Consider the following 13,149-nt stretch of genomic DNA (forward strand, 5'->3'; position numbering starts at 1 on the left):
GAAACTGACGGTTCTTCCCTCTTGCTGCCACAGGTCATCCTCGGAAATGCCCTGTCACCGAGATTATCGTGTCTCACTTGAGGGGTGCAGTCCAGTGCACTTAACTTCGGCTTCGCGAACTTCCTACTGTCTCCGCAGGCTTCGGTCCGCGCTTGCCCGGTTTCAAGGAACGCCGGGTCAGTCGTTCGAGGCCGGCGATGAAGCGATCGTTCCCGAGTGGCCGACCAATGCTCTCTGCGGCGCGCAACCGGGCGAACAGTTCTGTGTCCGGTTCGCCGTCGAGCAGATCGGCGAAGCGAGGGAAGCGCTCCCGGACTGGCGCCAGGGCGGTTACCCCGTCATCCTTGCCACGCAAATGGGCGCGCGCGCTCGACCAGCGCCAATCCTGCGCCCGTTCCGCCAGGCGCGCCCGCACAGGATTGAGTGACACGTAACGTAGCGCCGCCGCGAGATGCTCTTCGTCCATGGCGACGGCGCCGAACCTTCCTTGCCAGAAATGTCCGGTGCGCTTGCGCCGCGCCTGAATAGTGCCGGCGTAGACACGATGCAACCGCGCCAATGCGCGCCGCAGCCCGTCGGGGTCGGACGGCACCAGGATGAGGTGCACGTGATTTGGCATCAGGCACCAGGCCCAAACCTCGACCCCCGCCGCCCGACAATTCGCAGCGAGCAGATCGCGATAGAGCGCGTAGTCGTCGTCGCCGAAGAACGTGCGCGCCCGGCCATTGCCACGTTGAGTGACATGATGGGGATGTCCGGGGACGACGACACGAGCAAGACGGGCCATGCCGCATCATGCCCGCGAAACCGTCCGGCGTCAATTTAGTGCACTGTCACCGTAACACTTGCGAGGAAAGAACCGTCAGTTTCCGACGGCGTTTAAATTGAAGGCGATCAAGCGTGTCGAACGAGGCGACGGTGCGTGAATTGAGTGCACTGGGGTCAATGAGAAAGATCAAAGATAAGCCGAAACATTTCCACTTTGTTAGACGGCGAACCAAGCCGATCCTTGATCTGTTCGCGTGAGTATTGGGACAATGCCCAGCCAAGCGGCGCGTCCAGCGCTCCCGCTAGCGAGAAATGGTAGTAGCTATCTCCTGGCTGCAAGCTCTCCTTGAGTTGTCGGGCGGCGCTGATGCCGCTGATCGAGCGCGACTGCAACTCCACATCCAGAGTTCCGGGGTTCGAGACTGCTTTCGGCAACGGAAACAGAAACCGCCGCAATTGGAGCTTTCCGTTGTGACTTGAAATCCTGTGATACTCCGCGTCAAATGTTGGCCATCCGAAGCGCCAAATTGGCGTGAGATATTCTTTTCTCTTCTCCAAGACATCCTTACACTCGTCGACCCGGTCTGTTCGATCATCAATAAATCCGGCAGTCTCACAGTTTGGATCGCTTGTGATCTGAACAACGAGGATCCGCAGATTGATCTTTCTCTCGGCCGCTACGGCTTTGGCCTTGAGATAAGCGTCGCGCGCCGTGGCGGCGCCGAAATTATCGTAGAACCCCCCGTCAGCTACGCCCTCGTATGTCTTACAACCCGTATCAGGCGCATTGCTAGCAGTCTTGAACCATCCCCACTGTTCCACGAAAGGAAAGCGAGCACTGTTATTTGCCGCGGCGCTGAGGGGCAGGTCCACGTGCTCAGCGATGTTCACCTTACACGGGCCTTTTGCATTGAGCCAATCCTCGGTGTGCAAGTTGCTGATGGGCAGACGATCACCGCCAAAGACAGACGTCGTGTTGAGAACCAAGGAAAGTCCGCTTTCCTGATCGCGCCACAAGCGACCGAATGGAGAGGCAAAGGGGTTGGGACTATCGTCCGAGGCGGACCTGAGGGAACGCCATCGAGCCTCCAAAGTTTGTTCGAGCGCCACACTGCGAGGCGGAAGAATCGGAGCAAAAAAGTTTATCACGTCTCGCGTAACCATTGCGCCGATCAGTCCTGCCAGAAAATCCCGCTGATGGAATTTGTCTGCGCACGCTTCTAACGCCACAACCTGCTCGTCAATTGCACAATGTCCGGAGGGGCTCAGAAGCACTCGAAACAGCGAAAGCCCGACTGAGCCGCCCGACACGCCACTCGCGAGAAACAGATCGTTCCGGGCCCGTGGGACTTGATCGATAAGGTGCGTCAGAACCGTTGACGTCCAATAGCTGGCACGGATGCCGCCACCAGCTGCGGCAATAATGACAATCGTCTTCGATTGAGTGTCCTGCTGATCGATGACTTTTTGGAGCGTCGTCGCGAAGTCCGATCGCGGATTGTAGGCTGACGTTCCGCGGATAATATCGTCCGGCGGCAAAGGAAGTGCACAGCTCGTAAGAAGCTTCAACGCCGATAGTCCCAGGACGATCGGTAACAGGACAGAAAGCAACGTCTTGCGCGAGTTTTTTATCCAAGACGCGAGTTCCAGGATCAAGAGGAGCCAGCCCGACAATCCAAGCGACAAGATGAGTGCAGGACCGAGCCACTCGCCAAGCTCCGCAGGGACAGCGCCGATTGCCACGACAAGAACGAAGCCACCAATACCGGCGACAAATCGCCGACGCAGCAACACGCTGGTCAAAGCAGCGGCCAGCGCAAAGAGAGCAATTGTTGCCGCAACGGTGCCGATAACGCCAACGAAGTAACCAACACTATAGACATCGTCGGGGAGCAATAAAGCGAATGCTGTACTCGCAAACATCGCGGGCAGAAACGAGGTTCCGGCCGCCGCCGAGACCAAGTTGCGTTGGTCCTCGGTCAATCCGAAACGTCGAGGCCCACCTGGATTTCCATTCCAAAAGAGCGCCACGCCGCTTCCAAAGCATACGGCCGTCAGAATTCCAATCGCACCGCACAGACGGATAGCAGCCCAAACGTCGCCCTGAGTCGATCGCCAGATATCGAGGCCCTGATCCGTGAAAACCAAAACGTAAACAAATACGGTCGCGAACATACCGAGAAAGGGACATATGACGAGGAGAGATCGAAGCGTAGACACGAATGGGTCGGGTGGAGGAAATCCGATGGATTCGATTTCCAGTGTCGCGCCCCGAGTCGCATTAAATTCGACGCCAATGATGCGGCCGAGAAACCGCACTGCTTTTTTATCCAGCTCATAGTCGCGCTTGGGAGGACGGGTCGGCCCCTTGCCGTCTCGTGCAAGGAGGCTTTGAAGCAGCCAAAGAAGCTTTTTTGTCTGCTGGACATCGAGGTTGAACGTCTCGCGGAAGAATCCTTGACGAACAGCGATTGTGCTGTTGCGATCGTCTGGCTGAACGTTGCCAGGATCCTTTGGCACCTCAATTCTTTGGCCGGCGGCATCAACAATTTCGACAACGTATTGACGTCCGCCTCGACTGGGAAAAGACCCGGTTGCCACGGCGAGCTCCCTCAGGTTTCCGGACTCGTCAATGTGCTGCACTCGCTAGTGCTTAAAGCGGAACCTTTGACTGAAGCTATCTTGGCAGAGCAGAACATGCCTTCTGTCGATTGTCTGTGAAAGGCATCACAAGTGAGGGGGAATTCGCGCCAAGCGACGGAATTACGGTGCTGGACCGCAATTTCTAATTTCCGTAATTTCTAGATGCTGGTACTCCACGGCACCAGAACCTCGCGATAACCATTCGCGGTCCGCTCGATATGAGCAAGGGCCGGGAATGGGTAATGAAAACCCTGAACCAGCATCTTCTCCGCTACCAGCATATCGTAGATTCTGCGACGGGTGGCTTCGGCCATGACCGGGTCCTGATCGATCGCGGCGTGCCAGCTGGGATTTTCGACAAACAGCACCGGGATATGGGCGACGTCGCCCTGAACGAATACGCTCTTGCCGCCCGAGGACAGAACGAACGACGTGTGGCCAACGGAGTGCCCCGGTGTCGCAACAGCGGTGAGCCCTGGCACGACTTCGTTGCCCGGCACGACTTCGGTGCCGGCCTCGAATGGCGTCACTTTGCCGCCGAGCGCTCCGATGATCCGCCTTGTGTTCTTGAACAGCCCTTCAATCCGCCCCTTCGGAGCACGGCTCATCTCGCCGTCGTCCATCCAGTACTTGAGTTCGGCGGCCGGCACGAAAATCTCGGCGTTCGGAAACGCCGGCTCGTTGTCCGCGGTCAGCAGGCCATCCACATGGTCGACGTGGAAATGGGATATGACGACGGCATCGATATCCTTGCGATCGAGGCCCGCAGCCTTCAGGTTGGCCGCGAACTGGCCCGCGGTCCCCTTCGTGCGCTCAACCGCGGCATCTCCAAGACCGGTGTCGATCAGGATCAGCTTCGGGCCCGTGTTGACGACGATCGGCGTGAACGGGACGGTCAACCCATCCGTGTTACGAAACGCCGCTGTGAGAGCGGCCTTGACCTGATCGGTGCTGGCATTCGTCACGAAGCCTTCAACCGGAAACTTGAGCGCGCCATCCGAAATCACGCTGACCTCGAAATCCCCCACATGGTACCGATAGAAACCCGGGGCCTGCTGTCCGGCGATCGGGGCAGCAGCACGGGACGGCCCGGCAAATGGCAAACTCGTTGCAGCAGCCAGTGTCGCGCTGCCAGCCAACATTCCACGACGAGACACGAAGGTCATGACATCTCCAACATTTGCGGGCCAGGGGAGCCACCAAATACTGTAGATGAGCCTATTGGACTTGCAACGGCCCATCAGCGCACCTTCACGGCCTGGGTCATCGACCTCGAGTTACGGTGCAGTCCAGTGCACTCAACTCAAAATGTCAGCAGGAATGCCGATGAAGTGTCTTCGAATATACGCAACCCCGGACGGTGAATCTCACTTCGGTGAAGTGGAAATCCCCATGACGGCAAAGCTGACCGTCGCTCCTGGTGCTAAGCCGTTTCAAGTGTCCAAGCGCTATCCCGCGTCAAGCATGGAGTTTACTCAAATTCCTGCCGGTATGCGACAGGTTGATTGGCACACCGTTCCGGCGCGGGTATTGACTGTCAGACTGACCGGAGCGGTCGAATACGAGACGAGCGACGGCGAGGTGCGGCACGTCTCTGCGGGCGAGTTCGTGTTAGTGGAGGACACACACGGAAAGGGCCATCTGTCTCGTCACTCCTCAGACGAGCAAACCGTTCTTTGGATCAGGCTACCCGACGGCCTCGATTTGCCGCCCGCATAGTCCGCAGGGAGCGCTATCGCCCACGACGCTGAAAGTCTGCAAATGGCCTATCGTGGCATTACTGCGGTTGCACAAAGGCGGTCGGTATCGGGGCGAAGCGGATATCGCCGAAGATTTATGAGTACGTGCCTTAGGCTGCAATCCGCTGCTCGACGGGGGCCGTCAGGTGCTTGAGCACTTCTGCATGCTCCAGGTCGGGAACCGCGATGGCCGTGTGGCTGTAGATCGCATGGGTCCGTGATTTTGCGATTCTGTCCAGGACCTCGCTGCCTTTGATGACGTGGAGGCCCATGCCTTCCTCGGAGGGGAAGATCGCCAACACCACGTCATAGGCCGCGATGACGGCCCTGAGCGCTTCAGCCTTGTCTTCGGCGACATCGACAAACACGCGAACATCAGCTGCGAGTTCACGCAGCTCGTCAAAATCCAGCACTGTGGGGTACTCCAACGCAACGATACTGAAGAGAGATTGGAGGCGTTGGGTTACTGAAGTCTCAACAACGCACGCTCGGCCACAAGTTTCACGATGAGGTGACTCGTCAGGCGGGATAAAGCCGATCGGATGTTGTATTCAAGGCTGGAGGTAGAACTGATCTTGACAGGAGACACAGGCAACATGGTGGGCGACACGAACGTTCGGGCTGGCCAGTGCCATTGCGGCGCGGTGCGTTTCGAGGCGACGCTCAGCGACGGCTTCAATTCGATCCGCCGCTGCACCTGCTCTTACTGCCGGATGCGCGGCGCGGTCGTCGTCATGGCGGAGATGGGCGGGATCAAGTTTTTGCAGGGCGAGGATGCGCTGACGAGCTACCGCTTCCATACCGGATCGGCGCAGCACTTCTTCTGCTCTCGCTGCGGTATCTACACCCATCACCAACGGCGATCCGACCAGAGCCTGTATGCCGTCAACGTCGCCTGCCTGGACGGGGTCAGCCCATTCGATTTCGCCGAGGTGCCGGTCATGGATGGCGTCAATCATACCAACGACACCGGCAAGCCAACGCGTCGCGCAGGCACCCTCCGATTCATCCCGGCGGACTAACTCTCGCTGTCAGCCGACAACCGCCCGGCAAGGCTCTCGCCTGCAAGCGCACGCCAAAGCCCACCGCAGCGGAGCCTGCAAAGCACGGCGACGGTGGGAACATTTGGAGTGGAGAGGGGGATTCAGGCCCGCGTCGGCAAACCTGGCGATGCGCTCGAGAGCTACCGCGTCACTTATCAGGTCACTTCGTCATGTCACTTGGTCATGTCACTTGGCGTAGCCCTGAGAACGGAGCCACGCGATCTTGCGGTCTCCGTTGATCCAGTCGTCGGCATCGGCCTTGCTGACGAACCCTTTGATTTCGCGCTGTTCGCTATCGGGGTAATCAGCCAGTATTTTCCAGTCGCTGTCTGAAATGCGGACGGTTTTGAAGGTCACTTTTGTTTTAGCCATGCCGCACTATGCAGGAAATGCTCGCAAAAGACCACCGCCATCGGCGCGGAAGTGCGCGGCTCGCTTCGGAATCGCGTCAATCCGCTTTTGGTCAGATCGCCACGCCGATAAGGCCGGCGAAGACGGACAGGTTGATGATGGCTTCAATCAACGGCATGACCGGTCCTCAAAGAAAGACCCCGTGTCGGGGAGGCGAGCGCGGGGTCTTCCCACTGTGAGCAGGCGGCGTCTGCTCGCGAGATAAATGAATGCTGAACCCGTTCGTTCCTTACGTGGTGTCAAAAGCGGAAAGCGCTGGTGGACAGCGGGGCGTTCCGGCGGGAGCGCAAGCGGACAGTCAGTCCTCTTGCTCGGCTTCTTGCTCGGCCTCGCGTCGTCCCGGGCGGCTTTCCTCAGGGCTTCCCTGACGTCCTCGTCCACCGCCTGGTCGGCGTGGCGCTCGGCGTTCTCGGCCTGCCGCAAAAGGTCTTCCTTGCTCATGGTTCGGCCTGTCGTTTTCTCGATAAATCCATAATTTGTCTGCGCCGCCCGGGTTCCGCCTAGCTCTAGCGGCTTGCCTCTTTGTTCTCTTTTTGTTCTAATTCGGTCTCCACATTTCGGGGGCTGACCATGCCGGACCTGGACTTCATCAGGCGGGACATCGAGCACATGCGCATCCAGGCGGGGCGCCAGCGGAGAGAGATCCTGCAGCTTCAACGCGCGGGATCGGGACCGTCTCGGCCGAAGCCCTGCTGTCCCGGATGCAGGCCAGGATCGACGACCTCTGTGCGCAAAGGGACGCGCTGAAGAAGAGCCAGCCGAACCACAACCAGGGCCGGGTTCTCGGAGGCCGGACATGGTAGCGCTCCGCTGGTTCGACGATGAGCGCGAGCTGTCGCCCTTCCTGAAAGCCCTCGAGGATGTTCGACGCAAAGCCACGCGGGAAGGATGGTGCTATGCGCACGTCCAGGCCATCATCGTTTCGATCGACCAATATGCGGAAGCCGCGACGGGCAATCGGGAGTATTTCCTGAACAAGCCGTATTCAATCGGTGGTAGCAGGAAGGCCCGGAGACATTCCCTAAGGCTTTTCAAACTAATGCGGTTGCGGCAATTCGAAGCTCATCATTGGCGACGCTCGCACGGGACGTCGTCATGGGCGCGCGGTATTCCTGCGATCTTTATCCGGAAAAAAGACACGGAACTGAAGCCGAACTGCTGCTTGCGTTTTTGGCCTCGATAGGTTCTAAGCCCGGTTGCTTCATGACCGTAGGCATGAACAGCAGCGCGCCGGGTCGTTTTGCGGCGTCCCAGGCAGAGTTACATCGTAACTCGCGCGCATCCAATTCAGAGGACTTTAGACATGGCGAAGATGACCAAGACCCAGTTGATCGATGCAATCGCTGAGGGCACGCAGCTTTCGAAGAACGACGTGAAGACGGTCATCGAGTACATGGCGACTGTCGGGTACAAGGAGCTCAATGAGTCCGGCGAGTTCGTCATTCCCGGCTTCGTGAAGATGTCGGTCGTGAACAAGCCTGCGACCGAAGCCCGCATGGGCGTCAATCCTTTCACCAAGGAGCCGATGCAGTTCGCGGCCAAGCCCGCGAGCAAGTCGGTCAAGGCGTCGCCGCTGAAGGTCGCCAAGGACTCCGTCTGATCCGGCCATCGCGCGCCGTCTGCGTGCCGGGGGCACACAGGCAGGCGGCGCGATGTTCGCAAAGAAGCGAAAACCCCGCCCGGGGAAGGCGGGGTTTTCTGATGGGGGTGAAGCCTGGGGAAAGCTTCAATAATAAGACGCGCCAGCGCGAAAAAAGTTCACGGTCTGAAGACAAGATAGTGCTCGGCGATTGCGATCGCGAGCAGTCCCACGATGGCAGCGATCATCCACAGGAATCGCCGGCCGCTTTGTCCGGGCGCGCTCTGAGGCTTCCCGCAATAGGGACAGACGGCCAGGCCGATCGGGATTTCCTTTTCACAGAACTCGCAATTCATCGGCTGATCTCAGAGAAAAACCCCGCGCGGGGGCTGCGGGGTTCTTCAAAGCTGGCGGTCGCGTCGCGCAACCGACAGCACCACTGATTTCGGTTTGACAATGCGCAGACGGGGACGTCGTTCCAGTGCTGCCGCGGCGAACGCCACGACGCTCTCCTCAGCAAATGGCTCAAGAGAAAAACCCCGCGCTTTCGCACGGGGCTCTCTAGCTGACGACAACGGGATTTCAGCGCCTGGGCCGTCAGCCGTTCTTCTAACTTAAGGTTGAAAATCCAAAAAGCAACAGCGCCGCGGTGACGGAATATGTTCGTCAGGCGGCGCTGCCATATGACTGGGCGCTGAAAATCCCGAGCCTCCATGGGTCCTTGCAACGCCGAGAAGGTTCAAGGCGACGTGATGAGGAAATCTCGCAGGAGGGGCTGGACTTTATGTTCTCTTTTTGTTCCAATGAATTACCATGGAGGTGACTCATGACCATCGAGAAACAGCGCGAAGTGATCCGGCTCTGGAATCAACTTAGAAAGCTCGAGGGCCCGGCCGCAGAAGAACTCCGGATCCAGATCCTCGAATGCTTTTCGGAGAAGGGCAGCGCAAAACGCGCGGGCTCGAGAGCCGTCGCGGCCCGTCGACGACATGCGGCAGCACCTGCGTGTCCGCTCTAGCTCAGGCGGACTCGATCGGACTGCTTAGGAACAAGCGCCAGGCATCGGCGTTCGGCCTGCATGACATGCCCGCAATGCGCCAAGCCGATGACGGCGAGCTCGACCAACACCTTCCGGTGTGAGCCGTGCCGCGAGATCATCATCGTGTTCGCGGTCGTCTCGAAATTCCTGCCGCCATCAAGTGATCAGCCGCAGCTTCATCGATCATTAGGAATCGCTTCACGGTGATTTTCTCGACTCCGATTCGTTCTTCGAGAACGAAATGGAGTCGGATGCAGAACAAGTCGTGGCTGATAACGTCGACGCAGTTCGCGTGCCGTAAACAGCCGGCGTGATGGTTCGCGCAGTCCCGTTCTCTCCGTCACGACAACACTTGTCGGCTTCGATGTGAGTGGAAGCGCGTTCGCGGGATGCGAACCAGTTGTTAAGAGTCGCTCCGTGCCGATTTCTTCGATTCCGATTCGTTCTTTGAGAACGAAATGGAGTCGAAGCTGGAACAAAGCCGGTCAACGAACCGCAACAACGCTCTCGCTTCCATCTCGACGCTCGTCGTCGCCGGCGCTATCGTGGCCCGGACGGTGGGGGCATCATGAAGAACGGGCTCTACTCCATCCACATCCACATGCTCGACGGCGTGAAGGGCCGCGACAGCGGCGTGCTGGTGCTGCGGGATGGCGTGCTGCTCGGTGGCGGGCCGTATTTCTGGTCGCGCGGCTCCTACACGGTCGGCAACGGAACCTGGAAGGGCGAGCTTGCCACCAACCAGCATTCGCCGTTCGCCGATCCGCTGATCCGGCCGCTGTTCGCGGGAGCGGAAGCCACCAGCGGCTTTTCCGGGACGTTCAGCGAGGACGGAGCCGAGGTGTTCGGCACCGTGCTGGTCGCGGGCCATCGGAGCCTGGGTTTTCGCGCGACGCTGAAGCGGCTTGCCGAGATCTGAGGCGCGGGGCGCGCGCGCAAACTCCTAACGAAAGCCTGCGCGGATCGCGATAACCCTATTCGGTTAGGTTAAAAGCCCAATCGCGTTGCAGTCGCTCGCCATTGGGATAGGTGTCTGGCAAAGACAATCAAGAAAACCGCATTGCAAGAAAACCGCATTGCAAGAAACGATTTTGCCATGACCCCGTTTTTGGAACCGTCCTTTTATCAAGGCGACCGACAGACTTACCGGCGCGTCGCCGTCGTCGGCACGCTGTTTTGTCTCGCTTTCGTGGTGATCAGCTTTTCGCTGCGGCCGCAGGTCGAGGACACGCATGTCGCGGTCAAGGCCGACCGGCTGGTGCGCACTGCGGGCCAGGCGCCGCGCGCGAACTAGCGCTCGTCGCTGTAGATGTCGTCGCCGGCGGACGTCTGTCGGCACGAGGCGCCGCGGGTTGCAAGCGCCACGAAGCCGGCATAACCGGACAGGTTGAGCAGGACTTCAAGCCACGCGGGCATGTTGGGCCTCTTCTCGCGTGAAGGTGACCTCAACGTGCGCGCGAGGCGCTTGTTCCAAGCTTGCCAAAAGAAACGCCGCTCAGAGCGGGGAGGAGGGATCGAGCCGCCGGCCCAGCGTCGCGACCGACTCCGCGGACGGCGACTGCTTCAGGAACTCGGCGATGGCGCGGGCGAGCTCGCCGTCGCTCATCGGTGAAGGCGGTGGGCGCAGGGCGCCGACGCCAAAGTTGTGGACGATCTCGTCATAGTGCTGATCGCTCGTCTTGGGAACGAGCCTGCGGATGCGGGCCAGCAGAGCGGATAACGGCAATTTCTCCTCCTCGATCCTCCGCCCCCGGTTGGCAGCCATTTGCGTCTGCTGCCATTTTGTCCCGTGAAACTGAAAACCCCGCCAGCACCGCGGAGATGCTGACGGGGTCTTCGTGCTGTCGCCTCGACCCGGATGGCGGAGGCTTCCGCACTTGAAGATGCAATCACCGGCGCGCGGTTTCGTTCCCTCCGTCCCCGCATTTTTTCTACCGCTCGAGTTCCGCGCTTGCGCGCAACCATCGCAGGTCATCGACGTTGTCTCTTCAGATGCGAAGGAGGACAGCCATGAAGAAGACATTGGCAGTATTGGCCACCGTTGCGGCGGTTGGCGTGACCGCGATCGCGGCGCCGGCACCTGCCGCGGCGCGCGGCATCGGACCGGGCCTTGCATTCGGTCTGGCCGCCGGTGCGATCACCGCGGGTGCCATCGCGGCGTCCCATCCTTACGGCTACGGCTACTACGGCCCGGGCTATGGCTATTACGGTGGCCCCGCCTATTACGGCCCTGGCCCGTACGCCTATTATGGTGGCCCGTACTATCACCGCCACTATTACCGCCATTGGTAATGGCTGAATTGAAAAGCGGTAATGGCTGAATTGAAAAGCCCGGAGCGATGCTCCGGGCTTTTTCATGTGCGCATATCTGACGCGATATCTTACGGCCAGAGCGAGGGCCGTTCCACCTTGCGTGCGTTCTCGAGCGTCGACACGAAATACTCTTCGCGCTCGCGCTTGAACTTTTCCTGTGTGGCACGGAAGGCGGCAACGCGTGCGGCGATTTCATCTCGTTCGCGTGCCTTGCGTTCTTGATCTTCGGTCATGTCCATCTCCCCTGTGTTCACGCTTGGACTATGTTCACTACTGAACTCAAGCGCAGTCGCCGCATCGCGCTTGAGTCGCATTGGAGACATGCATTGACGCTTCTGATTGGGGCGTCAATGGGGAGGAGGCATTGCAGGATTGTGATAAGCGAAGGTCGGAAAAAATTGCCGACCGCATTGCGCATCACGGTGGATAAGAGCGTCAACAATCTTGTCGCTTGCCCATGTTGCAGCTAGCCGAAAAACAAATCGCCAAGACAAATCGCAAAGACAAATTGCAAAAGCAAATCGCAAAAGCGAGCGGGAGGCTGCGATGGCGAAGACCGATCGTGACTCGCTGAGCATCGAAGAGCTCGCCGAGCTGTCTGCCGGCAGGGCAGCGCAGACATCCCGCGGATGACGGCAACATCCGCTCCGGGCATGCTATAGAGCCGTGCCCGCGACCATGGATGGCTTGCCTATGATTGCATCAGATCTTCGCAGCGGCGTCGAACGGCTCGGCGACATGATCGCCGAAGCGAAGACCATCGTCCCGTTCACCGGCGCCGGCATCTCGACCGAATGCGGCATCCCGGACTTTCGCTCGCCGGGCGGACTCTGGACCCGCAATCGTCCGATCCCGTTCGACGAATTCGTCGCGAGCAAGGCAGCGCGGGACGAATCCTGGCGCCGCCGCTTTGCGATGGAAGACACGTTTGCGGCGGCAAAGCCCGGCCGTGGCCACCGCGCGCTCGCCTCGCTCCATCGCGCCGGCAAGGTTCCCGCGGTCATCACCCAGAACATCGACAATCTGCACCAGGCCTCGGGCTTCGCGCCCGATCGCGTGATTGAACTCCACGGCAATACCACTTATGCGCGTTGCATCGGATGTAGGCAGGCCTATCAGCTCGACTGGGTGAAGCGCCGCTTCGACCAGAATGATGGCGCCGCGCCCAACTGCACCGCATGCGATGAGCCGGTGAAAACCGCAACGATCTCATTCGGTCAGGCGATGCCCGAGGATGAGATGCAGCGCGCGACCGAGCTGTCGCAAGCCTGCGACCTCTTCATCGCGATCGGTTCCTCGCTCGTGGTGTGGCCCGCGGCGGGCTTTCCGATGATGGCGAAGAACGCCGGTGCGCGTTTGGTGATCATCAATCGCGAGCCGACCGAGCAGGACACCGTCGCCGACCTCGTGATCCGCCACGACATCGGCGAAACGCTCGGACCTTTCGTTGGCAATTGAGCCGTCGTCTTTGATTCGCGGCTGTGCAAGCTGTTCATAGGTTCCGGCGAATCTCTTTTTTATCTATGCCTCGCAACCGGGAGTGTTATCTTTTGATTCGAAAGATTCGCGTCGCGTCATATTGAGAAGGTTCTCGAAGGACGCGTGATTCGACGC

Annotated in this window: 18 protein-coding genes; 10 read left to right on the forward strand and 8 right to left on the reverse strand. The window is 59.4% G+C overall.

Translation table 11 applies throughout. From position 1 onward, the window contains the following. Positions 1 to 100 precede the first annotated feature (100 nt). The 3 genes from ABIB73_RS00005 to ABIB73_RS00015 form a co-directional block, all read right to left on the reverse strand. Positions 101 to 787: a transposase gene (locus tag ABIB73_RS00005; protein WP_354220197.1), complete on the reverse strand. Its 687-nt coding sequence runs from the start codon at positions 785 to 787 to the stop codon at positions 101 to 103. Positions 788 to 942: 155 nt separating this feature from the next. Continuing rightward, positions 943 to 3,369, reverse strand: coding sequence for a hypothetical protein (locus ABIB73_RS00010; RefSeq protein WP_354220198.1), 2,427 nt, complete (start codon positions 3,367 to 3,369; stop codon positions 943 to 945). A gap of 200 nt (positions 3,370 to 3,569) precedes the next feature. Next, complete coding sequence (locus ABIB73_RS00015; RefSeq protein WP_354220199.1) at positions 3,570 to 4,577, reverse strand: MBL fold metallo-hydrolase; 1,008 nt, start codon at positions 4,575 to 4,577, stop codon at positions 3,570 to 3,572. Positions 4,578 to 4,737: 160 nt separating this feature from the next. Between ABIB73_RS00015 and ABIB73_RS00020 the strand changes: the two genes are divergently transcribed. Beyond that, entirely contained in the window at positions 4,738 to 5,130 is a 393-nt protein-coding gene (locus ABIB73_RS00020; protein WP_354220201.1) for a cupin domain-containing protein, read from the forward strand. Between the two features lie 130 nt (positions 5,131 to 5,260). Here ABIB73_RS00020 and ABIB73_RS00025 read toward each other — a convergent pair whose 3' ends face one another. After that, complete coding sequence (locus ABIB73_RS00025) at positions 5,261 to 5,563, reverse strand: hypothetical protein (RefSeq protein WP_354220203.1); 303 nt, start codon at positions 5,561 to 5,563, stop codon at positions 5,261 to 5,263. A gap of 183 nt (positions 5,564 to 5,746) precedes the next feature. On the opposite strand from ABIB73_RS00025, the gene ABIB73_RS00030 reads away from it, so the two are divergent. Continuing rightward, entirely contained in the window at positions 5,747 to 6,172 is a 426-nt protein-coding gene (locus tag ABIB73_RS00030; protein WP_354220205.1) for a GFA family protein, read from the forward strand. A gap of 207 nt (positions 6,173 to 6,379) precedes the next feature. Here the strand turns inward: ABIB73_RS00030 and ABIB73_RS00035 are convergent, their stop codons facing one another. Further along, complete coding sequence (locus ABIB73_RS00035) at positions 6,380 to 6,565, reverse strand: hypothetical protein (RefSeq protein ID WP_354220207.1); 186 nt, start codon at positions 6,563 to 6,565, stop codon at positions 6,380 to 6,382. 835 nt (positions 6,566 to 7,400) lie between these two features. Here ABIB73_RS00035 and ABIB73_RS00040 point away from each other — a divergent pair. From ABIB73_RS00040 to ABIB73_RS00065, 6 genes are all read left to right on the forward strand, one after another. Continuing rightward, positions 7,401 to 7,787, forward strand: a complete 387-nt coding sequence (locus ABIB73_RS00040; RefSeq protein WP_354220209.1) for a hypothetical protein — start codon at positions 7,401 to 7,403, stop codon at positions 7,785 to 7,787. Positions 7,788 to 7,907: 120 nt separating this feature from the next. Then, positions 7,908 to 8,204, forward strand: a complete 297-nt coding sequence (locus ABIB73_RS00045) for an HU family DNA-binding protein (protein WP_354220211.1) — start codon at positions 7,908 to 7,910, stop codon at positions 8,202 to 8,204. 101 nt (positions 8,205 to 8,305) lie between these two features. Then, positions 8,306 to 8,626: a hypothetical protein gene (locus tag ABIB73_RS00050; protein WP_354220213.1), complete on the forward strand. Its 321-nt coding sequence runs from the start codon at positions 8,306 to 8,308 to the stop codon at positions 8,624 to 8,626. 383 nt (positions 8,627 to 9,009) lie between these two features. Next, on the forward strand, positions 9,010 to 9,201 hold the full coding sequence (locus ABIB73_RS00055) for a hypothetical protein (protein ID WP_354222602.1): 192 nt from the start codon (positions 9,010 to 9,012) through the stop codon (positions 9,199 to 9,201). 589 nt (positions 9,202 to 9,790) lie between these two features. Then, complete coding sequence (locus ABIB73_RS00060) at positions 9,791 to 10,141, forward strand: GrlR family regulatory protein (RefSeq protein WP_354220215.1); 351 nt, start codon at positions 9,791 to 9,793, stop codon at positions 10,139 to 10,141. Between the two features lie 177 nt (positions 10,142 to 10,318). Then, positions 10,319 to 10,516 carry a hypothetical protein gene (locus ABIB73_RS00065; RefSeq protein ID WP_354220217.1) on the forward strand — a complete coding sequence of 66 codons (198 nt, stop codon included), beginning with the start codon at positions 10,319 to 10,321 and terminating at the stop codon, positions 10,514 to 10,516. Here the strand turns inward: ABIB73_RS00065 and ABIB73_RS00070 are convergent. Next, a complete protein-coding gene (locus ABIB73_RS00070; RefSeq protein WP_354220219.1) occupies positions 10,513 to 10,638 on the reverse strand; it encodes a hypothetical protein in 126 nt (41 codons plus the stop codon). The two genes, ABIB73_RS00065 and ABIB73_RS00070, sit on opposite strands and share 4 nt — an antisense overlap. Positions 10,639 to 10,717: 79 nt before the next feature. After that, positions 10,718 to 10,987: a hypothetical protein gene (locus tag ABIB73_RS00075; protein WP_354220221.1), complete on the reverse strand. Its 270-nt coding sequence runs from the start codon at positions 10,985 to 10,987 to the stop codon at positions 10,718 to 10,720. Between the two features lie 245 nt (positions 10,988 to 11,232). On the opposite strand from ABIB73_RS00075, the gene ABIB73_RS00080 reads away from it, so the two are divergent. Further along, positions 11,233 to 11,514 (forward strand): hypothetical protein, encoded by a 282-nt coding sequence (locus tag ABIB73_RS00080; RefSeq protein ID WP_354220223.1) that lies wholly within the window; start codon positions 11,233 to 11,235, stop codon positions 11,512 to 11,514. A gap of 89 nt (positions 11,515 to 11,603) precedes the next feature. Here ABIB73_RS00080 and ABIB73_RS00085 read toward each other — a convergent pair whose 3' ends face one another. After that, a complete protein-coding gene (locus ABIB73_RS00085; RefSeq protein WP_354220225.1) occupies positions 11,604 to 11,768 on the reverse strand; it encodes a hypothetical protein in 165 nt (54 codons plus the stop codon). A gap of 460 nt (positions 11,769 to 12,228) precedes the next feature. Here ABIB73_RS00085 and ABIB73_RS00090 point away from each other — a divergent pair, with 460 nt between their 5' ends. Beyond that, positions 12,229 to 12,993, forward strand: a complete 765-nt coding sequence (locus ABIB73_RS00090; protein ID WP_354220227.1) for an SIR2 family NAD-dependent protein deacylase — start codon at positions 12,229 to 12,231, stop codon at positions 12,991 to 12,993. Positions 12,994 to 13,149 lie beyond the last annotated feature (156 nt).

Origin of the sequence: Bradyrhizobium sp. F1.4.3 (genome assembly GCF_040548375.1) — a bacterium.
GTDB lineage: Bacteria > Pseudomonadota > Alphaproteobacteria > Rhizobiales > Xanthobacteraceae > Bradyrhizobium.